The organism is Acidiphilium sp. AL (assembly GCF_025499445.1).
Lineage (GTDB): Bacteria > Pseudomonadota > Alphaproteobacteria > Acetobacterales > Acetobacteraceae > Acidiphilium > Acidiphilium iwatense.
Window position 1 is genome coordinate 55492 of the sequence record NZ_JAIMBZ010000002.1, and the last position, 26493, is coordinate 81984.

Genomic DNA, 26493 nt, shown 5'->3' on the forward strand with positions numbered 1-26493 from the left:
TTATTGATGCCAAATCTCAGTTTTTCGGATCGCGCGGCGCGCCGGAATCGGACGCGCTCCGAGCGCTCGGGCAAGCGACCGGCGGGATGGTGAGCGCCGTCAGTTTTCCGTGCAAGACGAAATTGCCGAAATCGAGCCGCACGTCGCGCGACACGCCGTTGGTGTAGTAGCGCATCTGGGTGCGGAAATCGGGTTCCTCGTCGCGCGGCTTGCGACGGAAGAAGCCGATATCGACCAGGGTTGACGGCAGCGCCGCGAGTGGCGCGAAACGACTTTTTTGCGCGTCGCGACGGCCCAGAATCGCGACGAAGGTATGTTCCGCGCCATGCGCCGATGTGCCGTCGAACAACGGCGGATCGATATAGGGTTCACCCTTGGCCGACGCCTCCAGAATATGTCGCGTATGCGCCATCGGGAACAGCGTGCCGGGCGGCAGTTTCACCACCCTGCCCTTCGGCACCGTATAGTTCACCACGCCGCCTTTTGGTCCGGTGGTCGCGGTGCCCTGATCCTCCACCTTGGTCTTGCCGTCCTCGCTCTGGCGCAGCAGGAAAGTCAGCCGATGGCCGGATTTGCTCTCCCAGGTATCGTAATCGCTGATCGTGCGGGTCAGGCTGCCATCCTGATTACGGATCAGTAATGTCATATGCTGGCTGACCGTATAGGCGCGGCAGGTTTCCAGAACGTCGAACCGCAGGCGCCCCGTAGCGCCGGTCACCGAATGGCCGCGCACTTTCGACAGGCTGAGCGTGTAGGTCGCATTCTGCCCGGTCAGCGTCACCGGCGATGCCGCGAATGCGCTCGAGCCCAACAACAGGCCACACGTTGTCAGGAAGATCCGCTTCATGGTCCGCGCCGCCTTCTGCCGCCGCGCCGTTTGTCCGGGTCGTAACCGCCGCCGCCCGGCCCCAGCGGTTCCGGCGTGCGGTCGCGCGAGCGGCGGGACGCACTCGGCATCGGCGCAGGCGTCAGGCCGAGTTCCAGCGCCTCCAGACGCTTGATTTCGTCGCGCAACCGCGCCGCCTCCTCGAACTCCAGATTGGCCGCCGCATTACGCATCCGTTTCTCCAGCTCGGTGATGGTGGATTTCAGATCCTTACCGATGAATTCGGTGGCCAGGCTGTCCTTGATCGGCGCGACGGTGACGTAATCCTGCTCGTAGACCGAATGCAGGATCTCGCCGACCTGCTTCTTCACGCTCTGCGGCGTGATGCCGTTCGCCGCGTTCCAGGCGGTCTGCTTGGCGCGCCGCCGGTCGGTCTCGTCGATCGCGTATTTCAGGCTGCGCGTCATGGTGTCGGCATACAGGATGACGCGGCCATCGACATTGCGCGCCGCACGGCCGATGGTCTGGACCAAAGAAGTCGCGGAGCGGAGAAAACCCTCCTTGTCGGCATCGAGAATGGCGACCAGCATGCATTCGGGAATGTCGAGCCCCTCGCGCAGCAGATTGATGCCGACCAGAATGTCGTAGACGCCGAGCCGGAGATCGCGAATGATCTCGATGCGCTCCAGCGTGTCGATATCCGAGTGCAGATAGCGCACCTTCACGCCATGTTCGGTGAGATATTCGGTCAGATCCTCGGCCATGCGCTTGGTCAGCGTCGTCACCAGTACCCGCCCGCCGGCCTGGGCGACGATGCGGCATTCGGCGAGAAGATCGTCGACCTGATGCTCGACCGGCCGCACCTCGACCTCTGGATCGACGAGGCCGGTGGGGCGGATCACCTGTTCGGCGAATACCCCGCCGGTACGTTCCATCTCCCACGGGCCGGGCGTTGCCGAAACGAAGGTGGTCTGCGGCCGGAACCTCTCCCATTCCTCGAATTTGAGCGGGCGGTTGTCGATGCAGGAGGGCAGGCGGAAACCGAATTCCGACAGGATCGATTTGCGCGCGAAGTCGCCTTTGAACATGCCGCCGATCTGCGGCACGGTGACGTGGCTTTCATCGACGATCAGCAGCGCGTTCTCCGGCAGGTATTCGAACAGAGTGGGTGGCGGCTCGCCCGGATTGCGCCCCGAGAGATAGCGCGAATAGTTCTCGATTCCCTTGCAGGACCCCGTGGTTTCCATCATCTCGATGTCGAAGGTGGTGCGCTGCTGCAGCCGCTCCACTTCGAGCGGCTTGCCCTGTGCGGTCAACTCGGCGAGCCGCGCCTGCAACTCCTGCTTGATCCGCCCGACCGCCTGCGCGAGCGTCGGCCGCGGCGTGACATAGTGGCTGTTCGCATAGACCGCGACCGACGCAAGCTCGGTGATGCGCTCGCCGGTCAGCGGATCGAACTCGGCGATGCTCTCGATCTCGTCGCCGAACAGCGTGACCCGCCAGGCGCGATCCTCGTACTGGCTCGGAAAGATGTCGACGGTTTCGCCGCGCAGCCGGAACGTACCGCGCTGGAACGCGGCGTCGTTGCGGCGATACTGCAACTCGACCAGCGCCTTGGCGAGGCGGTCGCGATCAATCCGGCCGCCGGTTTCAAGGCGCACCACCATCTGGCTGTAGGTTTCGACCGAGCCGATACCGTAGATGCAGGACACCGAGGCGACGATGACGACATCGCCGCGCTCCAGCAGCGCCTGGGTCGCGGCGTGGCGCATCCGGTCGATCGCCTCGTTGATCTGCGCGTCCTTCTCGATATAGGTGTCGGTGCGCGGCACATAGGCTTCGGGCTGATAGTAGTCGTAATAGGACACGAAGTATTCGACCGCATTGTCCGGGAAAAACCCCTTCATCTCGCTGTAGAGCTGGGCGGCGAGCGTCTTGTTGGGCGCAAGGATCAAGGCGGGGCGCTGCACCGCCTCGATCACCTTGGCCATGGTGAAGGTTTTGCCGGAACCGGTGACGCCGAGCAGAACCTGATCGCGTTCGTTGGCCGAAATTCCGAGCACCAACTCGGCGATCGCCTGCGGCTGATCGCCGGCCGGCTGATAGTCGGAAACGACGCGCAAAGGTTTGTGCAGCGGCCGCGCCACCTGGCGTTCGGGGATGAAAAGCGGCGACGGCGGCGCGGCAAGGAGCTGGGACATCGAATTGAGATCAGGTGTTCGGGTGACAGATCAAGATTTTTTGTCGATCAGCGTCTTCATTTCGTCCATCGCCTCGGAAAACCGGCGGTTGAGCTTCTCGACCGCGTCGTGATTCGAGCGCTGGATAAGGTCGCCGAGGTCGCGCATATTGGTCACAGCACTTTCATAGGCGTGCTTGAGCAGTTCCGCCTGCTTGGTGGCACGAATCTGCGGCGAATCATGCGCCGACACGCTGCGCAACTGCTCGGTGAGATCGGTCATGGTCTTCTGCATGATTTCCATGTGCCGCTTTGCCACCGCCTGCGCGCCTTCGAGCGCCACGCGGTTGGCTTCGGAAAGCGCCTCCAGATTCCGCCGATAGGCGCCGATCACGACCTCCATATCCGGCATGGCGGGCATTTTCAGCGCGCCGAAGGCCTTGGTGAAATCGAAATCCGGCATGAACATGGACCTCGTCTTCTGCGCCGAAGCGGTCTTCCTGGGATCGGTGCCGGCGCCGGACGGTTTCGGTTTGCTGGCATGGGCCATGGCTCGGTTCCTCTCGCTATGATCCGGGCGGTATTGCTTCCGGGATGACAGGTTAATCCGTCCGCCTTGGAATCGCGAGATGATAATGCAAGGATTTCCGCTTCAACCGGGCCGGTCGGGGTTTTCGGAATCGGGTTGGAAGGACGCGTCCGGCTCCGCGTCCGCCGCGGGCGCGGGGGTTGCGGCGCGCCCGTGCGCGCATTGTGCGGCGGCCCGATCGGCGCGCGTCAGCGCCTTGTCGAGCGCCGCCATGGTCGCCGCCAGATCCGCGCTCTCGTCACGCAGCCAGGCGCGCAGCGTCCAGGCCCACACCGCGAGCAGACCCTTTTTGCGGATTTCGCCGCGCAGGCCGCGCGCGGAAATGCCTGCACCTTCCAGCATCCAGCCCATCGCGGCGAGATTGGCGCGGGCGAGCCAGAGCGTCAGCGCGGGATCGAACGGCGCGTGGCGCAACAGCGCGATCACGCCATCGCGGTGCTGTTGCAGGAAATCGATCCGCCGCATCATGATATCGAACAGACGGTCGCGCACGACGCCCTCGGTCATCGCGCCGTCGAGCGCGTGGGCATCGGCGAGGCGGCCGAACCGCGCGAGGATCGAGACAGTGCCGGTGAAGCGGCGGCGCGCCTCGGCGAGATCGAGCCCACCATGCCGGGCGGCGGCGGCCACCGACACAAGCCGCCATCCCTGCTGTCCGGCCAGATCGAAAGCGGCCTTGACCAGATCGCGCTCGAAGGATGTCTCGCTCATGAGGCGAGATGTAGGACGGCGGCCATGGCTTGCCAACCGGATTATATCGTAATCAGATATTTTCGCTGAGCGCGATCGCCGTCTTGCAGCCGGTGCGGATCGCCGCCGAGAGCAAGCGGTAGAATGGCGCCTGCTCGGCCTCGTTGGCGAGGCCGATATCCCGGTGCTCCAGCTCCTCGGCGCGGAATTCCTCGATGGTTGCGCGCAGCACCGATTCATCCTCGCCGAGTGCTGCCGCCTGTCTTGCGTAATGTGCGTCGATCGTCTCCTCCACGGCGACGGTGCAGGCCATCGCGGCGCGCGGGCCCAGAGCCGCTGTCACAGCACCGAGGGCGAAGCCGGCGACGCGCCAGACCGGCAGAAGTGCGGTGGGCCGCACCCGCCGCTCGGCGATTAGGCGCGAGAACGTATCCAGATGATGCTGTTCCTGCTCCTGCATGTGGCGCAGGGTCTCGGCATGGCGCGAGCGGCCCAATACGGCGAGCTGGCCGGCATAGATCTGCTTCGCGCCGAATTCGCCCGCGTGATCGACCCGGATCATCCGCGCGACCGCCGCGCACGGAGCAGGGTCGCCCGGCAGGCGCGGCAAATCGGCAGGTTCGCTCATGGCAGGCTCCTTTTGCTGCGTTTCAGATAGGCAAGAATCGCCAGCGCGAAACCCAGCGCATAAACGAGATCCATGGTCGCGAACGAGACCGGAAATCCCGGAATCAGATAGGTCGGCGCGTCGCACGAGGCCGAAGGCCGCAGTGGCAGCGCGCCGAAGCCGGGCGGTGGCGCGTTGCATTCGGGCAGCGGGCTGTTCCACCAATGCTGCTCGGCGCCGACATGAACGAAGGCGATCGCCGCGTCACCGAGCATGACTAGGGCGGCGAGCGCAAGCAGCGCCCGCCCGGCGCGTGGCGGGGCGACGGCGACGAGAATCCCGAGCACGATCGCGATCCGGTAGGGCCAGCGCTCGATATAGCAGAGCGGACAGGGAACCAGATGGAGGACGAACTCGGCGTAATAGGCGATGCCGAGCGCAAGCGCGGCCGCCACGGCGGCGGCGGCTCCGGCCTGCCGGGATGAAATCGCCGTCATCGCGGTCACGATCTCGCCAGCGCCGATGCCGCGTCCATCACCGCCTTGGCGTGGCCGGGCACTTTCACCCCACGCCAGATGCGCGCGATCCGGCCGGCAGCGTCGATCAGAAAGGTCGAGCGGTCGATGCCCATGTATTTCCGGCCATACATCGATTTCTCGACCCAGGCGCCATAGGCTTCGACCACCGTGCCATCCTCATTCGAAGCGAGCGGGAACTTGAGGTCGTATTTTGCGGCGAATTTCTCGATCGCCGACATCTTGTCCTTGGAGACGCCCACCACCTCGATTCCGATATGGCCGAGTTGCGGCAGGGCTTCCTGAAAGGCGCAGGCTTCCTTGGTGCAGCCGGGCGTGTCGGCCTTCGGGTAGAAATAGAGCACGAAGGGCCTGCCCTTGAAGCCGGCGAGCGACACGCGCCGGCCGCTTGATGCCGGCATGTCGAATGACGGGGCCTTGTCGCCTTCGGTCACGCTCATGGTTGAACTCCCTGTTCGTCGCGTTGCGGGTCGCCGATATGGCGGAGAAACGCGCCGCGCACCAGTTCGGCCGCCGCCGTCATCCTGGCCGCGAGCGCCGCGAAATCGGCAGCCTCGGCGGCTTTCAGAATCGGCGCCAGCGCGCCCGGCGCCGAATCCGGGCCGGGTTCTGCGAGCCCGGTGATGCGCATCATGCCCTGGATCGTGCGGAACAGGCGGTCCGCCGCGATCAACTCAGCCGCTTCGGCCTCGGTCAGAATCTCCGCACCGGCGAAACCGGCCAGCGCATCCCGCGTGCCTGGATGAAACAAAGCGGGCGATGCGGGACCGTGGATGAGCTGCAGCGCCTCGGCGATGAAGCCAAGTTCCATCGTGCCCCCCGCGCGATGCTTGAGGTCGAAATCATCGCGCGGCGGGGCGTCGCGGGCCAGCCGGGCGCGCATCGAGGCGGTATCCCGCCGGATCGTCCCGGCGGGTATCGCGCGGCACAGCGCCGAGCGGATCGCGGCGTCGAGCACCGGCGCGAAACCGCGCGTGGCGGCCATCACCCGCGCGCGGGTGAGAGCGAGGCGCTCCCAGGTCCAGGCGTCTTCGGCATGATAGCGGCGGAACGCGGCGAGCGAGACGGCGACCGGCCCTTTATTGCCCGAAGGCCGCAGCCGCATGTCCACCTGGTAGATCGGTCCTTCCGCGCCGGCAGCCGTGATCGCGCCGACCAGCGCGTGGGCGAAGCGCAGAAAATACTGGCTTGCCGGCAGCCGCGCCGACGATGCATCCGGCGGATGATCGTAGATCAGCATAAGATCGAGATCCGACCCCGCGAGCATTTCCCCGGCACCGACCCGGCCCAGTGCGACGATGCCGAACCGCCCGCCGCGCAGCCTGCCGTAGCGCCGCGCGAAATCCGCCATCACCCTGGGCAGCAGGATACCGAGCGCGGCCTTCGCGAGTTCGGCCCTCAAGGTGCCCGCCGCGTCGACGTCGAGGCGGGATTCCAGGGTCGCGACCGACAGATGAAACTCCTCGCGTCGCACGAACCGGCGCAGCGTGGCGAGAGTTTCCTCGAGATGCCCGGCATCGCGCAGCAGGCGCCGCAGCGCGGGGGCTGGGTTGGTAAAATGCGCGACCGGCGCCAGCAGCGCGTCCAGCGCGCCGGCATGGGCGGCGAGATGCTCGGCCAGCGGCGGGGCGGCACCGAGCACGGCGGCGAGCCGCCCAAGCAGCGCCTGGTTGTGCTGAAACAGCGACAGCAGGGCAATCCCGGCGCGCTGGCGTTCGAGCAACTGGTCGAACCGGCGGAACGCGAGATCTGGGTCGGGCTGGCGGGACAATGAATCGAGCAGCGACGGCAGGATCGCATCGAGCAGATCGCGGGCCCGCGCCGCGCGCAGCGCGGGCAAGGCACCGCCGCGCCACGCCCGCAGCCGTGCGGCGAGATGCCGGACATCCCTGAACCCGAGCCCGGTCAGATGATCGCGGAAAGCCGCCGGCACCGCACCGTTTTCACCAACATTCAGCGCCGGTACCCCGCCATTGCCGTCTCCCGCGGTTCCGGCGTCGAAAAATATCGAAAAATGCCCGTGAACCGTCTCGAAGAGTTGATCAAGCCGTTCGGCGAAGCCTGTGGGTTCGGCCACGCCCATGAAGACCGCGAAGGCGGCGAACCCGGCCCCGGTCTCCGGCAGGCTATGCGTCTGCCGGTCCTCGACCATTTGCAGCCGGTGCTCGATGCGCCGCAGCGTGCGATAGGATTCGGCGAGTTCGCGCGCGACCTCGCGCGGCAAATGCAGCGCTGAAGCCAGCGCGCGCAATGCCGCCAGCGTGCCGGGAATGCGCAGCGCCGGTTCGTGCCCGGCCCAGACCAGTTCGAGCGTCTGGACGATGAATTCGATCTCGCGAATCCCGCCCCGGCCGAGCTTCACGTCGCGGCCGAGAACGGCACCGGGGGAATTGCGCCGGCGCTGATCGATCCGGCGCTTCATGTCGTGAATGTCGGCGATCGCCGCGAAATCGAGATTGCGGCGCCAGATGAACGGGCGGATTTGGTCGAGAAAAGCGGCTCCGAAACCGAGATCGCCGGCGACCGGCCGCGCCTTGGATAACGCGGCGCGTTCCCAGGTCCGGCCATGGCTTTCATAATAGGCGAGTGCGGCGCCGAGGCTGACGACCGGCGGCGTCGCGGCCGGATCGGGACGCAAGCGCAGATCGACGCGAAACACCATCCCATCGCCATCCCGCTCGGCAAGCAGTGGCACCAGATCGCGCGCCAGCCGGACCATGGCGGCTTGCGCATCGTCCCGATAAACGGGAGATGAAGGATCGAACAAGAGCACGAGGTCGATATCGCTGGAGTAGTTCAATTCGCCCGCACCGAGCTTGCCCATGCCGAGTACGGCGAAGCGGCACGCCCGCTCCGGGTCCGTGGGATCGGGAAGGCTGATCGTGCCGTTCTCGTGCAGGACGCGGAGCAGATGGCGCAGTGCCGCGGAAATGCTGACATCGGCGAGTTCGGACAGCGCCGCGGTGACTTTTTCCACACTCCAGGCACCAGCGAGATCGGCCAGCGCGATGGCGAGCGCCGCCCGGCGCTTGGCGCCGCGCAACGCGCGCGCGGTGGCGGCACGCGACGCGAGGGGATCGATGCCGCGAAGCTCCGCCACGATTCGCGCGAATGTCGGTTCGGGACCATCCCGCTGGACCGCGATCACGATATCCGGCTCGCGCAGCGCCAGCCCGGCGAGATAGGGCGCATTGCCGCCGAGGCACGCGAGCGCCGCCCGCCCGGCTCGGCTCTTGGCAAAGCGCGCCTCGGCCCGGCCAAGTTCGGCATAGGATTCGAGCAGCCGTGCGGCAGCCTCGCGGTCGGCCGGGCCGGGAAAATCCGCTTCGAAACCGTCCCGCGAAACGATGGATCTGTTCATGCCGAGGCGATCCTTCGATGAGGCGCCGGTTCCGTCAAGCGGGGCAGGTCGCCAGCCATGCGGGCCATCACGGCGCGCGGTTCGTCGGCACCATCGCCCTGGTGCTTCTGCTGCTGTTCGGCGCGGCGTCCTGGCGGCTCGCGCGCGGGCCGGTCGATCTGCCGCCGCTCGCGTCGCGGATCGCGGCGGCGGTGGCGCGAGCACTGCCGGGCTCGACGGTTACGGTGGGGCGCGCCGCTCTGGCCTGGGAGGGATTTCATCGCGGCGGCGCGCCGCTCGATCTTCGCCTGTCGGACATCGTGGTAAGCGGACCAAACCGGGCCGCCGCGTTGAAGATTTCCTATCTGCGCGTCACGCTGGCGCCGCTCGCCCTGCTGCGCGGACGGATCGCGCCGATTCGCATCATCGCCCATCGCACCGCGATCACGCTGCGGCCGGATCGGGCGGGGGCAACGCCGTCACAGTTGCGCAACGATCTGCTCGCGACGATCGCGATGAAACCGGGCACGCACGGCATCGATTTCACCGATCTCCGCGCCGTTCGGGTCAGCGGCGCGCTTCTCGCCCTGGACGACGACACGCTGCATCTCGAACTCGCGGCGCGGGATAGCCGGTTCGACCTGTCCCGCGCCGCCGACGGCACGATCACCGGCGCGGGACACGCGGTTCTGCGCCATGGCGGGGCGATCGCGCCGCTCACGGTCGAACTTCGCGCGGCGCAGGGGGTGGGACGGATTCGCGCAATGCTCGGTCCGGGCGATCCCGCCTCGCTCGCGCCACGGAACGCGGCGCTCGTGCGGTTCGACCTGCCCGTCACCCTGACCGCGCGCTGGCCGCTCGGCGCGGCGCGAGCCGGGCTCGAGGTTTCCGTCGATACCGGCGACGGCACGGTGGCGCTCGGGCAGAGCAAAATTCCGGTCGCCCATGCGGAACTCGCCGCGACGGTCGATGACCATGACCTTGAACTCACGCGCGGCCAAATCGCCCTCGCGCCGCGCGCGGGCTCGGCGCCGGTCATCGGCTTCGATGGCAGGCTCGGCCTCGCCCCGCCATTTTCCGGGGTGCTGCACGCGACGGTGGACCGGGTTTCCGCCGCCGCCCTGCCCGCCTACTGGCCGCAGGCGCTGGCAAGGCACGCAAGGCACTACGTTCTCGGGCATATTCCCGCCGGAACAGCGTCGGACGGCAAATTCACCGCGCATCTGAGTCTCGGCAAGGCGCCCTATCTCACGGGATTTTCGGGAGGCTTCGCCGCCTCGGGAGTTTCGCTCGACTGGTTCAAGGGTGCCGCGCCGATGACCGCGCTTGCCGGCACCCTGACCTTCCCCGACGAGGATACGCTGGTCATCGCCGCGACATCCGGCGCGCTCGGCGGGTTGGCGCTGCGCGGCGGGATGCGGATCACCGGGCTGAACCTGCACGACCAGATCGCCCACATCGCGGCAAGCCTCGGCGGCCCGATCACCGCGGCCCTGCCCTTGCTCGACGCGCCGCCGCTGCGCCTTGCCTCCCACGGCGTCGCGCTGGCGGGAGCGACCGGGCAGGTTGCCGGCACGATCAACGCGACCTTGCCGCTCGACAAGCATTTGCCGCTGGCGAAGGTCGATCTCGACGCGGCCGCGCAACTCACCGCGCTGCATCTGCCTTTGCCGGTGCACGATCTCGCGCTCGATGGCGGGACGATCGCGCTGACCGCGAGCCTGCACGATCTGGCATTGCGCGGCATCGGGCGCCTCGCCGGGCAAACTGCCAAGTTCACCGCCTCGATGAAGCTGCCGGGCGGCGATTTCGACCTGAAAGCCTCCACACGGGCGGGGCGCGCGCTGCTCGATTCGTTCGGCGCCGCGCCGGATTTCTGGCGTTACGGCACCGCACCGCTCACCATCGCTTACGACAACGATGGCGGTCATGGCACGCTCGATCTGAACGCCGATCTTACCCCGGTCGATCTGGCGCTGCCGATCTTCGGCTGGACCAAGGCGGCGGGCCAGCCGGGCCATGCCGCCATCCGTCTCGGCCTTGCGCAGGGCAGCCCCATCGATCTCACCACGCTCGATATCACAGCACCCGGCCTCGCCCTGAAGGGCCGGCGGCAGGGCGCTGCGATGACGATTGGCGAGGCACGGATCGGCGACACCAGAGCGACCGGCAAGCTGACCCCGCCCGACGGCTCCGGCCATCCCTGGACCATCGCGCTGGCGGGGCGGCTGCTCGATCTCTCCGCCCTGTTGCGCCGCGCGCGCGCCAGCGCGACCGCGCCGTCGAAAGCACAGGCCGAAACGGCCGGCGCCATCGGCCCCTCCTGGCGGCTGCAAGCGGCGTTCGATGCGCTGCGCCTGTATCCCGCCCCGGCGCCGCCGCTCGGGCCGGTGCATATCGCCGCCAGCAGCAAGGCCGGAACCCTCGACACCCTGGCCGCGACTGCGCTGGTCGGCGGCGCGCATCATGCCAATCTGACGGTCGGCCGTGAAGGCGCCGCGATGCGTGTGGCGTTGACTAGCGGCGATGCCGGCACGTTGCTCGCCGCTCTGGGCGCCACCACCGAAATCGCCCATGGCAGGCTCGACCTCACCGCTTCGAGTACCGGCGGCGCGACCAAGGGTCGCGCCGTGCTGACCGATTTCCGCCTGCGCCACGCGCCGGTGATGGCGAAAGTGCTGCAGGGCCTGTCGCTCTACGGCGTGCCGGCGGCAACCTCCGGGCCGGGTCTCGCGATCACCCGACTGACCGCGCCGTTCAGCATCGCCGGGCCGATCGTCACCCTACACAACGGCCGCGCCTTTTCCGCGTCCCTCGGCTTCACCGCCGCCGGGTCGGTCGATCTCGCCCGCAAACGATATGATCTGGCCGGAACCATCGTGCCCGCCTATGCGCTCAACACATTGCCGGGGCGAATTCCGGTCATCGGCAAATTGTTCAGCCCGGAGAAAGGCAGCGGCCTGTTCGCCGCACGCTATACGATCGACGGGCCGTTCGATGCACCGCGTATCATGGTCGATCCGCTCGCCGCCCTCGCACCCGGCCTGCTGCGCGACATTTTCGGCTTCGGACCGCCGGACAAAATGCCGGGCAAATAAATCCACGCCGTGTATGCCGTTAACGTCATAATATATCCGTATAGGTTGACTTGCGGCGACGCCGCCGATAGATCATCCACCGATCACCCGCCACGAAACGCAACCGCATGGTGAACCGATGAAGCTGCTCGTCCCCGTCAAACGCGTCGTCGATTTCAACGTCAAAGTCAGGGTCAAATCCGACGGCACCGGCGTCGAGACGGCCGGCGTGAAAATGTCGATGAACCCGTTCGATGAAATCGCCGTCGAGGAAGCCGTGCGTCTGAAGGAAAAGGGCCTCGCGACCGAGATCGTCGCGGTGTCGATGGGGGTCGCTTCGTGCCAGGAGACCATCCGCACCGCGCTGGCAATGGGGGCGGATCGCGGCATCCTGGTCGAGACCGATGTGGAGCTGCAGCCGCTCGCGGTGGCCAAGTTGCTGAAGGCATTGGTCGAGAAGGAACAGCCGCGCCTTGTCATCATGGGCAAGCAGGCGATCGACGACGACATGAACGCGACCGGCCAGATGCTCGCCGCCCTCCTCGGCTGGCCGCAGGGCACATTTGCCAGCAAGGTGGTCATCGAAGGCGACACCGCAACGGTGACCCGCGAGATCGATGGCGGGCTCGAGACCGTGGCGCTGACCCTGCCGGCGGTGGTGACGACCGATCTTCGTCTGAACGAGCCGCGCTACGCCTCGCTGCCGAACATCATGAAGGCGCGCAAGAAGCCCATCGAGACGATCAGGCCGGCCGATCTCGGGGTCGATCCGGCGCCGCGCCTGACCCTGGTGAGCGTCGCCGAACCGCCGAAGCGCAAGGCCGGCATCAAGGTCAAATCGGTTCAGGAACTCGTCGAGAAACTCCGCAACGAAGCGAAGGTGATCTGATCATGACACTGGTTCTGGTTCTGCTCGATCACGACGGCAAGAGCGTCAAACAGCCGGCGCGCAGCGCCATCGCCGCCGCCGCGAAGCTTGGCGAGGTCGTTGCGCTCGTCGCCGGCGAAGGCGTCGGCGAGGCCGCCAAGGCCGCCGCCGCCATCAAAGGTGTCGCGAAAGTGCTGGTCGCCGATCATGCCGCCTTCGCTCACGCGCTGGCCGAGCCACTCGCCGCTCTGATCGTCAAGCTCGCCGACGGCTATTCGCATATCCTCTCGGCCTCGACGGCGACCGGCAAGAACGTGATGCCGCGCGTGGCCGCCCTACTCGATGCGCAGCCGATCAGCGACATCGCCGCCGTGATCGACGCCGATACCTTCATCCGCCCGATCTATGCCGGCAACGCGATGGCGACGGTGAAGTCATCTGACACGAAAAAGGTGATTACCGTGCGCGCCGCGAGTTTCGATCCCGCGCCGGAAGAGGGCGGCTTGGCGGCGATCGAGGCGATATCGGTGCCGATCGAGAACGCGACGTCGAAATTCGTCGGCGCGGAACTCTCGAAGAGCGAACGCCCCGAACTCACGGCAGCGAAAATCGTGATTTCCGGCGGGCGTGGGATGCAGAACGGCGAGAATTTCGGCAAGCTGCTCGAACCGATCGCCGACCGGCTGCACGCCGCCGTGGGTGCCTCGCGCGCCGCCGTCGATGCCGGGTTCGTGCCGAATGATTATCAGGTCGGCCAGACCGGCAAGATCGTCGCTCCCGATCTCTATGTGGCGGTCGGCATTTCCGGCGCGATCCAGCATCTCGCGGGGATGAAGGATTCCAAAGTCATCGTCGCGATCAACAAGGACGAGGAGGCGCCGATCTTCCAGGTCGCCGATTACGGCCTGGTCGGCGATCTGTTCCAGATATTGCCGGAGCTGCAAAAGGAACTCGGCTGACATGGCGATCCAGCTTATCGGCGTGCTCGGCGCCGGCGCGATGGGCAACGGCATCGCCCATGTCGCGGCGACGTCCGGGCTCGATGTCGTCCTGGTCGATACCGCTCAGCCGGTGCTCGACAAAAGCCTTGCCACCATGGCGAAGAACCTGGAACGGCAGGTGCAGAAAGGCACGATCGACGGAGCCGCGCGGGACGTCGCCCTGGCACGGGTTAAAGCATCGACCGCGCATGACGCGCTGGGGGCGTGCGACGCCGTGATCGAGGCGGTACCCGAGCGCGAGGAGATCAAGCGGAAGGTTTACGCGCAGATCATCCCGCATCTCAAACCCGATGCCATCCTTGCCTCCAACACCTCGTCGATCTCGATCACCCGGCTGGGGGCGGCGAGCGGCATCGCGGATCGGTTCGTCGGGATGCATTTCTTCAACCCGGTGCCGATGATGAAGCTGGTCGAGGTGATCAGGGGCCTCGCAACCTCGGATTCGACGGTCGCCGCCGTCGAGGCGCTGGCGAAGCGAATGGGCAAAACCACCGTCGCCGCCGCGGATTTTCCGGGCTTCATCGTCAACCGCATCCTGGTGCCGATGATCAACGAGGCGGTGTTCGCGCTGCATGAGGGGATCGGCGACGTGATCTCGATCGACAACGGCATGAAGCTGGGCGCGGCGCACCTGATGGGGCCGCTGACGCTCGCCGATCTGGTCGGGCTGGATGTGGCGCTGGACGTGATGCGCGTGCTGCATCAGGGCTTGGGCGAGGACAAGTACCGCCCCTGCCCGCTTCTGGTGAACTATGTCGAGGCCGGCTGGCTCGGGCGCAAAACCGGGCGCGGCTTCTATGATTATTCGACCAATCCACCGACGCCGACGCGGTAAAATTGCTCACCAAAACAAAGAGTAACGCGGAAAGATTGACTTTGATGGACGCGGAAGCTACTTCCGCGTCCATCCGGTCTGGCGGCGTAGCTCAGCGGTAGAGCAGGGGAATCATAATCCCTTGGTCGGTGGTTCAAATCCGCCCGCCGCTACCAAGCCTCGCTGCCCTGCCGGCCGAACCCGACATCGCCGCGCAGCGACCGGAACGCCATGACCGACATCGACCGCCCCGAAAATCCCGTCGTGATCGCCGGCGCACGGATCTTTGACGGCGAGACCTGGCACGACGGCAAGGCTCTGGCGATCGGCGCCGATCGGCGGATTACCGGCATCGCCGATCCGCGCGAGCTTCCCGATGGCACAAGCCTGCTGACAGTCGATGGCGGGATGCTGATTCCAGGGTTCGTCGATCTGCAGGTCAATGGCGGCGGCGGCATTCTGCTGAACGACCGCCCCGATGCGGCCGGCATCGCGACCATCTGCGCGGCGCATTGCCCGTTCGGCACCACCGCCCTGCTCGCCACCCTGATCACCGATACCGTGGAAATCACAACCCGCGCCCTCGACGCCGGCCGCGATGCCGCTCAGCGCCAAATCCCCGGCTTTCTCGGGCTGCATCTTGAAGGTCCGCATCTCGCGCCCGCGCGCCACGGTGCCCATGATCCCGCGCTGATCCGGCCGATGACGGATGCGGATCTGCGGCGCCTGACCGAGGCCTCGAAAACCATGCCGGTGCTGCTGACGACCATCGCTCCGGAGGCGGTCAGCGGCGCGCGGATTGCGCATCTCGCCGAGGCCGGCGTCGTTGTCAGCCTCGGCCACTCCAACGCCTCCTGCGAGCAGGCGCGCGCTGCCGCCGACGCGGGTGCGACAATGGTGACCCATCTGTTCAACGCGATGAGCCCGCTCGCCCACCGGGAGCCGGGGATGGTCGGCGCCGCCCTTGATCATGGCGGGCTCCATGCCGGCCTGATCGCGGATGGCATTCATGTTGACGCCACCGCGGTCGCGATCGCGCTCCGGGCCAAGCGCGGTCCGGGCAGGGTATTCCTGGTCACCGACGCGATGGCGACGACCGGGACAACGCTCGACGCCTTCACCCTGAACGGGCGAGTCGTCTATCGCCGCAATGGGCGCCTGACGCTTGCCGACGGCACGCTGGCCGGCGCCGACACCACCATGATCGCCTCGGTGCGGTTCATGCACCATGCGATCGGATTGCCGCTCGGCGAGGCCTTGCGTATGGCGTCGCTCTATCCGGCGCAGGCAGTAGGAAAATCCGCCACGATCGGCCATCTGCGGCCCGGCGCCCGCGCCGATCTCGTCCATCTGTCGGATACGCTCGATATCCGCGCGGTCTGGATCGGGGGAAGTCGCGTTTTCACTGCCGTCCCATCCGCCCAGGACGCTTCTTTTTCATAACTTCCCGACACCGACATTATTTCGATTTCAGAAAATCCTCGACAAGTTCCGTCCAGAACGCTGCGCCGATCGGCAGAATATCGTCGTTGAAATCATAGGCCGAGTGATGCAACGGCTTGTCGTTCCGGCCCGACGCGGTGCCGAGAAAGAAATAGGAACCGGGACGGGCATTGAGCATATAGGCGAAGTCCTCGCTGCCCATGAAAGGCCGCGCCAGATCGACGACAGTGCCGCTGCCGGCGAAACGCCGCGCGCACTCGCGCAGATAGCCGGTCTGCACCTTGTCGTTGATCGTCGCGTCGTAGCTGCGCCGGTAGTCGATCTCCGCCGTCATGCCATAGCTTGCGGCCTGCAGGCTGGCGATTTCGGCGATGCGGCGTTCGAGATAAATCCGGGTGTCCGGGTCGAAAGAGCGGATGCCGAGAACGAGTTCGACCCGGCCTGGGATGATGTTGCTGGCCGTGCCGCCATGGAAGGAACCCACGGTGATGACCGCCGGCTCCATCGGATGGACGTTGCGCGAAACGATCGTCTGCAGCGCCATGACGATGCTCGCGCCGGCGACGACCGGATCGGCCGTGTTTTCCGGCTCGGCGCCGTGGCCGCCGCGACCCTGCACGACGATCGTCGCTTCATCGACCGCCGCCATGATCGGCCCGTCGCGCAAGGCGAATTGGCCGAACGGCAATGACGGTTCGTTATGTAATGCAAACACGGCATCGCAGGGAAACCGCTCGAACAGCCCCTCCTCCACCATGATCCGGCCGCCGCCGGCATTCTCCTCCGCCGGCTGAAAGATGAGATGGACGATGCCGTCGAAATTGCGGCGCGCGGCGATCGCCTGGGCGGCGCCGAGCAGCATCGTGGTATGGCCGTCATGACCGCAAGCATGCATGCGGCCGGGATTCCGGCTCCGATAGTCGAGCCCGGTTTCTTCAAAAATCGGCAGCCCGTCCATGTCGGCACGCAGGCCGATCGCGCGCGTGCTCGTGCCGTTCCGCAGCGTTGCGACCACTCCGGTTCGCGCGAGGCCGCGATGGACATCGTAGCCGAGAGCTTCAAGCTCATGAGCAACGAAATCGGATGTCCAGACCTCCTCAAGCCCGAGTTCGGGATTGGCATGGAGCAACCGCCGCATGGCGACCAGATCGGCGCGGTCGGTATCGAACAGTGAGGCTGCGACCATGTCAGGCTCCGGGGATGGGAATGCGTTTCTCCAGAAAACGGACGAGCATCACCAGAATTCCAGTCAGGCCCATATAGACGAACGCCAGGAACAGCAGCGGTGCGTAGACGAGATAGGTGTCCTGGCGGACATGCGAGATCACGCCATAGATATCGACGACAGTGATGGTCGCGACCAGCGGCGTCGATTTGAGCTGGAGAATCACTTCGCCGCCCAATGTCGGCAGCACGCGATAGAAGGCGCGCGGCAGCCAGATGCGGCGCAGCGCAGTAAAGCGGCTCATGCCGAAAGCGTGCGCCGCTTCCAGCTCGCCGCGCGGCACGCCCGCGAAAGCACCGCGCATGACCTCGCCTTCGTATCCGGCGAAAGATAAGGTGAGCGAGAGCAGTCCATAGGGCCAGGCCTCGCGCAGATAGGGCCAGAACACGCTGTCGCGAATCGCCGGAAACTGCGGAAACAACGAGCCGACGCCGAAATAGAGCAGCCAGAGCTGCAGCAGGAGCGGCGTGCCGCGGATCAGCGTGCAGAAACCGCGCGCCGGCCACGCGAGCAGCCTCGGTCCCGTCACCTGTACGAGTCCCAGGGGAACGGCGAAGCAAAACCCGAGAGCCACTGAAGCGACAAGCAGCCAGATGGTGCGCCAGAGACCGAGGCAAAGCTGGCCGGCATAGCGCGGCAGCCAATCCCAGCGCATCGACAGCACCATCAGAAGGATGAGCCCCGCCGCGATGAGAACGAGTACCACGCGATGCGGCCGGAGCCAGGCTCCGATCGCATCGCCGTGGGCTGGCTCGACGAGCCTCGTCATGCCCGGTTTGGTTTCGAGTGCCTCAGTGGTCATCGCTGCGTCACACTTTCGGCATACCGCGGCGTGCGCGTCGCTCGATGGCGTTGAAGACCTGGTTCGAAATCAGCGTCACCAGAAGATAGAGCATGCCTGCGGCACAGAAGAACAGGAAATAGGCCTTGGTAGCACCCCCCGCCTCCCGCGTCGCCATCGTGAGTTCGGTAAAGCCGACGACGGCGAGCAGCGCGGTGTCCTTGGTCGCGATCATCCAGAGATTGGCGAGCCCCGATATCGCATGGGGTATCATCGCCGGAAGCGTGATCCGCCGGAGCGCCAGTGCGGACGGCATGCCGAAGGCGCGCGCTGCCTCGATCTCGCCATACGGCACCGCCCGGATCGCACCGCGCAGAACCTCGGTCGAATAGGCGCCCTGCACCACGCCGATGACCAGAATACCGGCTGCGAGCCCGTTGATGTTCACCGCAGCATAACCGAGCGCCGCCATAACGCGGTTCAGCAGATCCGTTCCCGCGTAATAGATGAGCACGATCAGCACGAGTTCCGGGACGGCGCGCACGATCGTCGTGTAGCATTCGAGCAGATCGCGGCTCACCGCCCCACCATACAGCTTGCCGAACGCACCGCCGATACCGATCAAGAGGCCAAGCAGATAGCCGCCGACGGCGATCTCGAGCGTGGTGACGAGACCCCTGAGGAGCAGCCCGCCCCAGCCCGGCGGCGAAATCGCAAGAAGTGCCCAGTCGATCCTCATCGCGATGCCAGCGATCCTGTTATTTACCGTAGATATTGAAGTTGAAGTATTTCTTGGTGATTTTCTGATAGGTTCCATCCGCGCGGATCTTCGCGATCGCCGCGTTGATCTTGTGCCTCAGCTTGACATCGCTCTTGCGCAGCCCCGCGCCGACGCCCGAACCCAGAATCGCCGGATCGGGCGCGACGTCGCCTTTGGAGTCGCAGCAAGCCTTGCCTTGCGGCGTCTTGAGAAAAGTCTGGAGCGCGATGGCATCGGCCATGGTGGCGTCGATCCGGCCATCGACGAGATCCTGGTTGGCCTCGTCCTGGGTTTGATAAATCTTGAGGTGTGCGCCAGGAAAATGCTTTTTGGCATAGGTCTCGGAAACGGTGGATACCTGAACCCCAAGGATCCTGCCTTTCAACCCCTGCGGCGTTGCCTTGAAGTTCAGGTTTTTGGCGCCGGCGACCATGACCGGCGTGTTGTAGTATTTGTGGGAAAAGGCAATCTCCTTCTCGCGCGCCGGCGTGATCGACATCGAATTGAAGATCATGTCGATTTTCCCAGCCTGCAGCGCGGGAATGATGCCGCTCCAGGCGAGCGGAACGATCCTGCATTTCAGGTCGGCGGCCTTGCACACCGCGTGCATGATGTCGATTTCCCAGCCGGTCCAATGTCCGGCGGCGTCAAGCTCGCTGAACGGCGGATAAGGTTCGGCCGCAATGCCAACCTTGACGGTCTCGGCCTGCGCCGCTTTGGCGACATGCATCGTCCCGGCAAGCGGGATGGCGAACGCCAGAAAGGTCAATATCCTCAAAAAGAATTTCATGTCACGCCCCTGTTGGTTGCTTTCTTGGATGAACGGGAGATCAATCCCATCCGTGTTATCACTCCGTTACCGTATGGACCCGACGAATTTCCGCAGCCGCTCCGATCTCGGCGCGGAGAAAATCGTCACCGGATCACCAGCTTCCTCGACCACTCCCTGATGCAAAAAAACGACCCGGCTCGCCACGTCGCGCGCGAAGCCCATTTCATGGGTGACCAGGATCATGGTGCGGCCTTCCCGCGCCAGATCGCCGATCACCGTCAGCACTTCGCCGACCAGTTCGGGATCGAGCGCCGAGGTCGGCTCGTCGAACAGCATGACATCCGGCTTGATCGCGAGCGCCCGCGCGATCGCCGCTCGCTGCTGCTGGCCGCCCGAGAGAAATGCCGGATAGACATCGCGTTTTTCATAAAGCCCGACACGTTCGAGAAGCGAATCGGCGGCCTCGATCGCTGCCTTGCGCGACTGACCCAGCACCTGGACCGGCACTTCGATGACGTTTTCCCGTAGCGTCATATGCTGCCAGAGATTGAAGGACTGGAAGACCATGCCGAGCCGGGTCCGAATTCGCTGAATCTGCCGCCGGTCGGCGATCATCCTGCGACCGGGGCCGTCCGGCTTGAGCGCGATCTCCTCGCCGCGCACGCGCACCGCGCCCGAGCTCGGGATCTCGAGCATGTTGATACAGCGGAGCAGCGTGGATTTTCCAGAGCCGCTGGCGCCGATAATGGCAATCACATCGCCGTCATGGGCCGTCAGCGAAATCCCTTTCAGAACTTCGAGAGGGCCGAAATATTTGTGGATATCGACCACCTCGATCGCCGCGACCTGATGTTCCGCGTCCTGCGATCGTTCGCTGTCGAGACAAAGCCGAGTGTCGGCATTCATCGCCCGGTTTTCCGGCAAAACATCGACGGTCCTGATCTTTTATTCAAAACGATCGACGCCTCCTGTTTTGCGTAAGATTTCTTTACGGCCAGTAATGCACTTGCGCACCTGTTATGCAACTGTATAATTAGCCCGGCGTCAACAAAAATCTCACAACATCGCGAGGGCGACACGGCAATGGAAGGTTTTGGTTCGCAGTCGATGGCAGGGAGGTTGCGCCGAGTGCTGATGCGTCGCCCTGGCCCGAGCCTGCACGCGGCCGACCCGGAACAATGGCATTACGGCCGGAATTTCGACGCCGCGAAGGCGATCGACCAATACGCGGGCTTCGCCAGTCTCGTCATGGCATCCGGCTCGACTATTCTATGGATGGACGATGCCGGCGATGGGCTGGCGGACGCCATGTTCACCCATGATCCATCACTGGTGAGCGATGCGGGGGCGATCCTGCTCAACATGGGCAAAGCCCTGCGCCGAGCCGAGGTCGATGCGCATGAACGCGCATATGGCAACGCGCGAATCCCGATTCTCGGGCGTATCGTCGATCCCGGCACCGTCGAAGGCGGCGATTGCGTCTGGCTCGACGACAAAACACTGGTGGTCGGGCGCGGCATCCGCAGCAACGAGGCAGGGATCGCCCAGCTCCGCGCGATGCTGTCGGTCCGCGGTGTCGAGGTTCACGGGTTCGACCTGCCGCTATGGCAAGGCGAGACAGCTTGCCTGCATCTGATGTCGGTAATCAGCCCACTCGACGACGATCTGGCGCTCGTCTTCGCGCCATTGCTTCCAGCGCCCTTCTACCAACTTCTGAAATCGAGCGGCATCGCACTGATCGAAGCGCCGGAGGATGAGTTCCGTGCGAGCAACGGGCTCAGCCTCAACGTGCTCGCGACCGCCCCGCGCGACGTGATCATGATCGGCGGCTTCGATGCGACGCGGCGCGCCATGGAAGCCGCCGGCTGCCGCGTCAGCACCTTTGCGGGAGACGCGCTCTGCATCGCGTGCGAAGGCGGCCCGACATGCCTGACGCGACCAATCCTCCGGCAAGCGTCTTGACGCGCCGGACATTTCGCCGCGCGCCGGGCGATGAACGCCGGCAGGATCTGATCCGCGCCACGCTCGACTGCGTGACCGAGATGGGGCTGCATGCCGTCACCGTGCGCGAAATCGCTTTACGCGCCGGCGTCACCAATGGCCTGATTCGCCATTATTTCGATTCCAAGGACCGGATGGTCCAGGAGGCGTATCGTGCCACCATGGGCGAGATGACCACCCTGGTAAAGGCGGCGAGTATCATCGCGGGAGCCACGGCGCGGGAGCGGTTGCGCCGGTTCGTCGCGGCCAATCTCGGGGCGCCGGTCGCCGATATCAAACGGCTGACGCTGTGGGCGAGTTTCATCAGCATGGTGCATGTCGATGCGGCGATGGCCGCGATTCATCGCGAGCACTATCTGGCCTTCCGCAGGGAACTGGAAGCGCTGGTGGGCGAGGTTTTCGTCGAAGCCGGGCTTCCGGCGCGCAAAGCCAACTGCCGGCGCGCCGCGATCAAGATCAACGCCGTGATCGACGGGCTGTGGCTCGAAGGCACGCTCGCTCCCGAGATGTTCGCAAAAAAAGACCTGGTCGCCATGGGCATCGAGGCGGTCGAATCGATTCTGGGTCTGTCGCTGCGCGACTTCCGCAAGGAGAAATAGTTATGCGCTACGCGTTGATCACCGAAAGACTGGCTGGTCTTGGTTCCGATCGGTGGGCCTTGCACATCGCCGCGCGCCAGCGCGAAGCCGCCGGCGAGACAATCATCGAACTCACCATCGGCGAACCCGACATCGCGCCAGACCCGGCGCTGCTTTCCGAATGCACGCGCGCAATTTCGGCGGGACGGACGCGCTATTCCAACGGGCGCGGCGAGCCTGCACTGCTTGCCGCTCTCGCCGACAAATACGCCGGGCGCACGGGCCGCGCGATAACGCCGAAAAACGTGCTGTGCTTTCCCGGCACCCAGACCGCGCTGTTTGCCGTCATGCTCAGCCTGGTCGGGGCGGATGACGAGGTTCTGGTCGGCGATCCGCTTTATGCGACCTATGAGGGCGTGATCCGCGCGAGCGGGGCCCGGAAAGTCGCCGTGCCTCTCAGGGCCGAGCACGGTTTTCACATGCAGGCGAAGGATCTCGAAGCGGCGATCACGCCGAACAGCCGGGTTCTGCTGCTGAACTCGCCGCATAATCCCACAGGCGCTGTCCTGTCGGCGAATGAGATTGCGGCACTCGGTGCCGTCTGCGCCCGCCACGATCTCTGGATCGTCTCCGACGAGGTCTACGAGATGTTGATCTTCGGCGGCGATTTCGCCTCGCCCTTCGACAATCCGCATCTCGCCGACCGCACGATCGTCGTCTCCTCGATCTCGAAATCCCATGCGGCACCCGGCTATCGCAGCGGCTGGGCGATCGGGCCTGAGGAATTCTGCCGGCGTGTGTTGCCGGTCTCCGAAACCATGCTGTTCGGCAATCAGCCCTTCATCGCGGATATGACGGCCTATGCCCTGACGCATTCGTTCGATACCGCCGCGCGGATGCGAAACGCCTACGCAAGACGGGCACGCCTGATCGCGGATGCGCTCTCCGGCGCGCCTTGCCTTCGAACATTACCGCCGGAAGCAGGCATGTTCAGCCTTGTCGATGTCTCGGCCACCGGGCTGAGCGGCGATGACTTCGCCTGGGCGCTGCTCGACAATACGCGGGTCGCGGTGATGCCCGGTGCCTCGTTCGGCGATCAGGCACAGGGCTTCATCCGCCTCAGCCTCACCGTCCCGGACGATCACATCGCCGAAGCCTGCCGGCGCATCGCGGAGTTCGCAAAAAACCTGACGGATGCAGAGCCGAGAACGGCGCGCGCATGAACGGCGGAACCTGCACGGTCGGCGAAGCGCTGATCGAGAGCCTGGAAGCCAACGGCGTCGAGTTCGTTTTCGGCATTCCTGGAGTCCATACCGTCGAACTTTACCGCGGACTTGCCGGCTCCGCGATCCGGCACATAACGCCGCGTCACGAACAGGGTGCCGGCTTCATGGCGGACGGCTATGCGCGCGTCTCCGGCAAGCCCGGTGTCTGCCTGCTGATCACCGGGCCGGGGCTCACCAACGCGCTCACCGCGATGGCGCAGGCGCGCGCCGATTCGGTGCCGCTGCTCGTCATCTCCGGCGTCAATGCGCGGCGCAGCCTTAATGGCCGGCGCGGGGCGCTGCACGAATTGCCGGACCAACTCGCGATGACGCGCACGTTGACTAGCTTTTCCCACACGCTGCTGGAGCCTGCGGATTTGCCGGAGGTGATGACACGCGCCTTCGCGATGTTGGGATCGGCCCGGCCCGGTCCGGTGCATATCGAAATCCCGGTCGATGTCATGGCCGAACGAATCGAACGAACCTCGCCGAAACCAGCGACTTTTACCCGACCCTGCTCGGATGCCGCTTCTATCAAGCAGGCAGCCGGGCTTTGCGCGGCCGCCGAACGTCCGGTGATCGTGCTCGGCGGCGGCGCCAAGGCCGCGGCGGCCACGCTGCCGCGTCTCGCGGAACGGCTCGATGCGCCGGTGGTCACCACGGTCAACGCACGCGGCCTGCTCGCCGGCCATTATCTGCTTGTTCCGGCGAGCCCCAGCCTGCCCGCTATCCGGCAACTCCTCGGCGGCGCCGATCTGGTGTTAGCGCTCGGCACCGAAATGGGCCCGACCGATTTCGATATGTATGAGGACGGACAATTCCCCGCACTCGGCAATCTCGTGCGCGTCGATATCGACGCGGCGCAGCTTGCATGCGGTCCGGCGCCCCGGCTCGCGATTCTGTCGAGCATCGGCAATGCCGTGATTAGCCTGCTTGCGGCGCTGCCCGATCAGCCGGCCCATCGCACCGGGGCAATCCGCGCCGCTCGGGCGCGGCAGGCGGCACGCGACGCGCTGACCGACAAATTCCGGCGCGAAATCGAGATTATTGGGATCATTCGCGCTACGCTGCCAGGATGCATCATGGTCGGCGATTCAACCCAGCTCGTCTATGCCGGCAATCTCTATTGCGACATCGACCAGCCGGGCGGCTGGTTCAATTCCGCCACCGGCTACGGCGCGCTGGGCTACGCGCCACCGGCGGCGATCGGCGCCGCGCTCGCGGCACCGGACTCGCCGGTCGTGTGCATCGTCGGTGACGGCGGCATCCAGTTCTCGCTGGCCGAACTCGGATCGGCCGCCGATGCCGGCGTGCCGGTCATTTTCCTGGTCTGGAATAATAATGGCTACGGCGAAATCGAAGCCTATATGCGCGGTGCGGGCATCGAACCCGTCGGCGTCAAGCCGAGCGCGCCGGATTTTCCGCTGGTCGCGCAAGCGTACGGGCTCATGGCCGAGCGGCTGTCGAAGCTCGAAGACCTGCAAGCTGCACTGAAACGCGCGCATTCCAGCCGCCGTCCCGCGCTGATCGAACTCCACGAATCCCTGGTTCACCTCTGATAAGCGAAATTACCGCACAAAACATTGGACGGCGGCTTCGGCCGGCAGCGGCAGATTGGCATCCAGCCAGGCACGCGCCTGCGCCTCGGCGCGGAGCGGCAAATCCGCCTCGCCGTGCATCGCCTCGAGATAAAGAAAGCCGATCGTGCGAATACCCAAAGTCGCCAGCAAGGCGGCAAGATACGGCGTCAGGAAATCCGGCTGGCGTGCCCGCTCACCGGCAATCCATCCCCCGCTCGAAATAACAACATAGACGGGCCGGTCGGCGAGCAGGCCCTGCTTTCCTTGCGGCGTGGACCGGAACGTCCGGCCGATGCGCAGCACCTGATCGATCCAGGCCTTCAGAACCGCCGGGACGGTGAAATTATGCATCGGTGTGGCGATCACCAGCACATCCGTCGCCTCCAATTCACCGATCAGAATTTCCGATTGCGCGAGCGCCGCCCGCTCACTTGCGGATTGCCGGTCCGGCGGGATATACATCGCCTGGGTAAAAGCTTCATCCACGAAGGACGGCGGAACGCACGCGAGATCGCGCCGAAGAATCCTCATTCCGGGCTCGCGCCGGCGCAGGTGCTCCACCACCAGAGCGGCGGCGGCGCGGCTGATGGAATGCTCGAACCGTGGGCCACACTCCACCAGCAACAGATTTTTCACGCCAGCTCCTTGCGGAAATGCAGGGCGGCCGAAAGCATGCCCCACCGGAAATAGAACCGTTGCGCCCGTGCATTACCGAGGTCGGTATCGAGAGTCATCCAGGAGCACCCGGCATTTTTCGCCAATCGCGCGACCTCGTCCAGCAGAAGCGCGCCAAGGCCGCCGCTCCGTCGGCTCTCCACAACGACCAGATCGTCGACATAGACGAAGCGCCCGCGGATCAGGTTCTCCTGCAGCCGATAGCCGGCGGCGCCGGCGACACACCCATCCTGCCAGGCGGCCAGCAGCCGATAGCCCTCGCCCTGCTGGCGTCGCACCCGCGTCAGGAATTTCGCCTCGCTGGCAAGATGCGGCCGCAATTGCCGCATCACGACGAAACAGGCGACGATATCCGAATCAGTATCGGCGTGGCGGAATTCGAACGCGCTCACGCAACCGCTTCCGCGTGATCAGCCTCATGCTCAAAGCGCAGACCGATCGCGAGCCGGTTCCAGACGTTGATCAGCCCGATCAGAATAGTGAGATCGATGATTTCCTTATCCGAGAAATGCGCCCGCAGCGCCTCGTAATCGGCATCCGATGCATGCGTATCGCCAATCCGCGTCAGCGACTCCGTCCATGCCAATGCGGCGCGTTCGGCCGGCGTATAGATCGGCGATTCCCGCCAGGCGTCGAGCAGATAGAGCCGCTGCTCGGTCTCGCCGGCTTTGCGCGCCGCCTTGCTGTGCATGTCGAGGCAGAACGCGCAGCCGTTGATCTGCGATGCCCGCATTTTCACAAGCTCGATCAGGCCCGGCTTCAGGCCGCATCGCCGGATGTAGGATTCCACACCGCGCACGGCCTCGTATCCGGCGGGGGCAATCTTGGTTGGCAGCAGGCGTTTGGCACGCATCGTCCATGTCTCCTTTGGCGGAATGCTCTCGAA

Annotated in this window: 25 protein-coding genes and 1 tRNA gene; 10 read left to right on the forward strand and 16 right to left on the reverse strand. The window is 65.3% G+C overall.

Annotation, left to right across the window (positions count from 1 at the left end; translation table 11 throughout):
• Positions 1 to 16: 16 nt before the first annotated feature.
• The 8 genes from AiwAL_RS01680 to AiwAL_RS01715 form a co-directional block, all read right to left on the reverse strand.
• The gene (locus tag AiwAL_RS01680; RefSeq protein ID WP_235703473.1) at positions 17 to 847 is read right to left on the reverse strand and encodes an EipB family protein; all 831 of its coding nucleotides are present in this window, start codon (positions 845 to 847) and stop codon (positions 17 to 19) included.
• Positions 844 to 3027, reverse strand: coding sequence for an excinuclease ABC subunit UvrB (uvrB, locus tag AiwAL_RS01685; RefSeq protein WP_235703474.1), 2184 nt, complete (start codon positions 3025 to 3027; stop codon positions 844 to 846). The genes AiwAL_RS01680 and uvrB overlap by 4 nt, the downstream gene beginning before the upstream one ends.
• Before the next feature lie 30 nt (positions 3028 to 3057).
• Positions 3058 to 3555 (reverse strand): phasin family protein, encoded by a 498-nt coding sequence (locus AiwAL_RS01690; RefSeq protein ID WP_235703475.1) that lies wholly within the window; start codon positions 3553 to 3555, stop codon positions 3058 to 3060.
• Between the two features lie 102 nt (positions 3556 to 3657).
• Positions 3658 to 4305, reverse strand: a complete 648-nt coding sequence (locus AiwAL_RS01695) for a TetR family transcriptional regulator (protein WP_235703476.1) — start codon at positions 4303 to 4305, stop codon at positions 3658 to 3660.
• 52 nt (positions 4306 to 4357) lie between these two features.
• Entirely contained in the window at positions 4358 to 4912 is a 555-nt protein-coding gene (locus tag AiwAL_RS01700) for a demethoxyubiquinone hydroxylase family protein (RefSeq protein ID WP_235703477.1), read from the reverse strand.
• Positions 4909 to 5388: a disulfide bond formation protein B gene (locus tag AiwAL_RS01705; protein WP_235703527.1), complete on the reverse strand. Its 480-nt coding sequence runs from the start codon at positions 5386 to 5388 to the stop codon at positions 4909 to 4911. Before AiwAL_RS01705 ends, AiwAL_RS01700 begins: the two co-directional genes overlap by 4 nt.
• 5 nt (positions 5389 to 5393) lie before the next feature.
• On the reverse strand, positions 5394 to 5867 hold the full coding sequence (gene bcp, locus AiwAL_RS01710; RefSeq protein WP_235703478.1) for a thioredoxin-dependent thiol peroxidase: 474 nt from the start codon (positions 5865 to 5867) through the stop codon (positions 5394 to 5396).
• On the reverse strand, positions 5864 to 8788 hold the full coding sequence (locus tag AiwAL_RS01715) for a bifunctional [glutamine synthetase] adenylyltransferase/[glutamine synthetase]-adenylyl-L-tyrosine phosphorylase (RefSeq protein WP_235703479.1): 2925 nt from the start codon (positions 8786 to 8788) through the stop codon (positions 5864 to 5866). Before AiwAL_RS01715 ends, bcp begins: the two co-directional genes overlap by 4 nt.
• Positions 8789 to 8805: 17 nt before the next feature.
• Here AiwAL_RS01715 and AiwAL_RS01720 point away from each other — a divergent pair, with 17 nt between their 5' ends.
• The 6 genes from AiwAL_RS01720 to nagA all read left to right on the forward strand — a co-directional run bounded on the left by AiwAL_RS01720 (position 8806) and on the right by nagA (position 15970).
• Complete coding sequence (locus AiwAL_RS01720; RefSeq protein WP_235703480.1) at positions 8806 to 11865, forward strand: DUF3971 domain-containing protein; 3060 nt, start codon at positions 8806 to 8808, stop codon at positions 11863 to 11865.
• Between the two features lie 118 nt (positions 11866 to 11983).
• The gene (locus AiwAL_RS01725) at positions 11984 to 12733 is read left to right on the forward strand and encodes an electron transfer flavoprotein subunit beta/FixA family protein (protein ID WP_235703481.1); all 750 of its coding nucleotides are present in this window, start codon (positions 11984 to 11986) and stop codon (positions 12731 to 12733) included.
• 2 nt (positions 12734 to 12735) lie between these two features.
• Positions 12736 to 13671 (forward strand): electron transfer flavoprotein subunit alpha/FixB family protein, encoded by a 936-nt coding sequence (locus tag AiwAL_RS01730; RefSeq protein WP_235703482.1) that lies wholly within the window; start codon positions 12736 to 12738, stop codon positions 13669 to 13671.
• A 1-nt stretch (position 13672) separates the two neighbouring features.
• Positions 13673 to 14548 carry a 3-hydroxybutyryl-CoA dehydrogenase gene (locus AiwAL_RS01735; protein ID WP_235703483.1) on the forward strand — a complete coding sequence of 292 codons (876 nt, stop codon included), beginning with the start codon at positions 13673 to 13675 and terminating at the stop codon, positions 14546 to 14548.
• Positions 14549 to 14628: 80 nt separating this feature from the next.
• Positions 14629 to 14703, forward strand: a tRNA-Met gene (locus AiwAL_RS01740).
• Positions 14704 to 14758: 55 nt separating this feature from the next.
• Entirely contained in the window at positions 14759 to 15970 is a 1212-nt protein-coding gene (gene nagA, locus AiwAL_RS01745) for an N-acetylglucosamine-6-phosphate deacetylase (protein ID WP_235703484.1), read from the forward strand.
• Between the two features lie 16 nt (positions 15971 to 15986).
• Here the strand turns inward: nagA and AiwAL_RS01750 are convergent, their stop codons facing one another.
• The 5 genes from AiwAL_RS01750 to AiwAL_RS01770 form a co-directional block, all read right to left on the reverse strand.
• Complete coding sequence (locus AiwAL_RS01750) at positions 15987 to 17156, reverse strand: M20 aminoacylase family protein (protein ID WP_235703485.1); 1170 nt, start codon at positions 17154 to 17156, stop codon at positions 15987 to 15989.
• 1 nt (position 17157) lies between these two features.
• A complete protein-coding gene (locus tag AiwAL_RS01755) occupies positions 17158 to 17997 on the reverse strand; it encodes an ABC transporter permease (RefSeq protein WP_235703486.1) in 840 nt (279 codons plus the stop codon).
• 7 nt (positions 17998 to 18004) lie between these two features.
• Positions 18005 to 18715: an ABC transporter permease gene (locus tag AiwAL_RS01760; RefSeq protein WP_235703487.1), complete on the reverse strand. Its 711-nt coding sequence runs from the start codon at positions 18713 to 18715 to the stop codon at positions 18005 to 18007.
• Between the two features lie 19 nt (positions 18716 to 18734).
• A complete protein-coding gene (locus AiwAL_RS01765) occupies positions 18735 to 19526 on the reverse strand; it encodes a transporter substrate-binding domain-containing protein (protein WP_235703488.1) in 792 nt (263 codons plus the stop codon).
• Between the two features lie 66 nt (positions 19527 to 19592).
• Positions 19593 to 20414: an ABC transporter ATP-binding protein gene (locus AiwAL_RS01770; RefSeq protein ID WP_235703489.1), complete on the reverse strand. Its 822-nt coding sequence runs from the start codon at positions 20412 to 20414 to the stop codon at positions 19593 to 19595.
• Positions 20415 to 20642: 228 nt separating this feature from the next.
• Here AiwAL_RS01770 and AiwAL_RS01775 point away from each other — a divergent pair, with 228 nt between their 5' ends.
• The 4 genes from AiwAL_RS01775 to AiwAL_RS01790 are packed head-to-tail and all read left to right on the forward strand — an operon-like array spanning position 20643 to position 24911.
• Complete coding sequence (locus tag AiwAL_RS01775; protein WP_235703490.1) at positions 20643 to 21470, forward strand: dimethylarginine dimethylaminohydrolase family protein; 828 nt, start codon at positions 20643 to 20645, stop codon at positions 21468 to 21470.
• Positions 21434 to 22108: a TetR family transcriptional regulator C-terminal domain-containing protein gene (locus tag AiwAL_RS01780; protein WP_235703491.1), complete on the forward strand. Its 675-nt coding sequence runs from the start codon at positions 21434 to 21436 to the stop codon at positions 22106 to 22108. Before AiwAL_RS01775 ends, AiwAL_RS01780 begins: the two co-directional genes overlap by 37 nt.
• Before the next feature lie 2 nt (positions 22109 to 22110).
• Positions 22111 to 23310 carry a pyridoxal phosphate-dependent aminotransferase gene (locus tag AiwAL_RS01785; RefSeq protein WP_235703492.1) on the forward strand — a complete coding sequence of 400 codons (1200 nt, stop codon included), beginning with the start codon at positions 22111 to 22113 and terminating at the stop codon, positions 23308 to 23310.
• Positions 23307 to 24911 (forward strand): 5-guanidino-2-oxopentanoate decarboxylase, encoded by a 1605-nt coding sequence (locus AiwAL_RS01790; protein ID WP_235703493.1) that lies wholly within the window; start codon positions 23307 to 23309, stop codon positions 24909 to 24911. The genes AiwAL_RS01785 and AiwAL_RS01790 overlap by 4 nt, the downstream gene beginning before the upstream one ends.
• Before the next feature lie 9 nt (positions 24912 to 24920).
• On the opposite strand, the gene AiwAL_RS01795 is transcribed toward AiwAL_RS01790, so the two are convergent.
• From AiwAL_RS01795 to AiwAL_RS01805, 3 genes are read right to left on the reverse strand one after another with little or no spacing between them, the layout of a single operon-like run.
• Positions 24921 to 25568 (reverse strand): FMN-dependent NADH-azoreductase, encoded by a 648-nt coding sequence (locus tag AiwAL_RS01795; RefSeq protein WP_262311977.1) that lies wholly within the window; start codon positions 25566 to 25568, stop codon positions 24921 to 24923.
• Positions 25565 to 25999, reverse strand: coding sequence for a GNAT family N-acetyltransferase (locus AiwAL_RS01800; RefSeq protein WP_235703495.1), 435 nt, complete (start codon positions 25997 to 25999; stop codon positions 25565 to 25567). The genes AiwAL_RS01795 and AiwAL_RS01800 overlap by 4 nt, the downstream gene beginning before the upstream one ends.
• Positions 25996 to 26460 carry a carboxymuconolactone decarboxylase family protein gene (locus AiwAL_RS01805; protein ID WP_235703496.1) on the reverse strand — a complete coding sequence of 155 codons (465 nt, stop codon included), beginning with the start codon at positions 26458 to 26460 and terminating at the stop codon, positions 25996 to 25998. Before AiwAL_RS01805 ends, AiwAL_RS01800 begins: the two co-directional genes overlap by 4 nt.
• Between the last annotated feature and the right edge of the window lie 33 nt (positions 26461 to 26493).

Coding starts and splice junctions, on each gene's coding strand:
- AiwAL_RS01680 (WP_235703473.1), bottom strand. CDS start 847: ATGAAGCGGATCTTCCTGACAACGTGTGGCCTGTTGTTGGGCTCGAGC.
- uvrB (WP_235703474.1), bottom strand. CDS start 3,027: ATGTCCCAGCTCCTTGCCGCGCCGCCGTCGCCGCTTTTCATCCCCGAA.
- AiwAL_RS01690 (WP_235703475.1), bottom strand. CDS start 3,555: ATGGCCCATGCCAGCAAACCGAAACCGTCCGGCGCCGGCACCGATCCC.
- AiwAL_RS01695 (WP_235703476.1), bottom strand. CDS start 4,305: ATGAGCGAGACATCCTTCGAGCGCGATCTGGTCAAGGCCGCTTTCGAT.
- AiwAL_RS01700 (WP_235703477.1), bottom strand. CDS start 4,912: ATGAGCGAACCTGCCGATTTGCCGCGCCTGCCGGGCGACCCTGCTCCG.
- AiwAL_RS01705 (WP_235703527.1), bottom strand. CDS start 5,388: ATGACGGCGATTTCATCCCGGCAGGCCGGAGCCGCCGCCGCCGTGGCG.
- bcp (WP_235703478.1), bottom strand. CDS start 5,867: ATGAGCGTGACCGAAGGCGACAAGGCCCCGTCATTCGACATGCCGGCA.
- AiwAL_RS01715 (WP_235703479.1), bottom strand. CDS start 8,788: ATGAACAGATCCATCGTTTCGCGGGACGGTTTCGAAGCGGATTTTCCC.
- AiwAL_RS01720 (WP_235703480.1), top strand. CDS start 8,806: ATGAGGCGCCGGTTCCGTCAAGCGGGGCAGGTCGCCAGCCATGCGGGC.
- AiwAL_RS01725 (WP_235703481.1), top strand. CDS start 11,984: ATGAAGCTGCTCGTCCCCGTCAAACGCGTCGTCGATTTCAACGTCAAA.
- AiwAL_RS01730 (WP_235703482.1), top strand. CDS start 12,736: ATGACACTGGTTCTGGTTCTGCTCGATCACGACGGCAAGAGCGTCAAA.
- AiwAL_RS01735 (WP_235703483.1), top strand. CDS start 13,673: ATGGCGATCCAGCTTATCGGCGTGCTCGGCGCCGGCGCGATGGGCAAC.
- nagA (WP_235703484.1), top strand. CDS start 14,759: ATGACCGACATCGACCGCCCCGAAAATCCCGTCGTGATCGCCGGCGCA.
- AiwAL_RS01750 (WP_235703485.1), bottom strand. CDS start 17,156: ATGGTCGCAGCCTCACTGTTCGATACCGACCGCGCCGATCTGGTCGCC.
- AiwAL_RS01755 (WP_235703486.1), bottom strand. CDS start 17,997: ATGACCACTGAGGCACTCGAAACCAAACCGGGCATGACGAGGCTCGTC.
- AiwAL_RS01760 (WP_235703487.1), bottom strand. CDS start 18,715: ATGAGGATCGACTGGGCACTTCTTGCGATTTCGCCGCCGGGCTGGGGC.
- AiwAL_RS01765 (WP_235703488.1), bottom strand. CDS start 19,526: ATGAAATTCTTTTTGAGGATATTGACCTTTCTGGCGTTCGCCATCCCG.
- AiwAL_RS01770 (WP_235703489.1), bottom strand. CDS start 20,414: ATGAATGCCGACACTCGGCTTTGTCTCGACAGCGAACGATCGCAGGAC.
- AiwAL_RS01775 (WP_235703490.1), top strand. CDS start 20,643: ATGCGTCGCCCTGGCCCGAGCCTGCACGCGGCCGACCCGGAACAATGG.
- AiwAL_RS01780 (WP_235703491.1), top strand. CDS start 21,434: ATGCCTGACGCGACCAATCCTCCGGCAAGCGTCTTGACGCGCCGGACA.
- AiwAL_RS01785 (WP_235703492.1), top strand. CDS start 22,111: ATGCGCTACGCGTTGATCACCGAAAGACTGGCTGGTCTTGGTTCCGAT.
- AiwAL_RS01790 (WP_235703493.1), top strand. CDS start 23,307: ATGAACGGCGGAACCTGCACGGTCGGCGAAGCGCTGATCGAGAGCCTG.
- AiwAL_RS01805 (WP_235703496.1), bottom strand. CDS start 26,460: ATGCGTGCCAAACGCCTGCTGCCAACCAAGATTGCCCCCGCCGGATAC.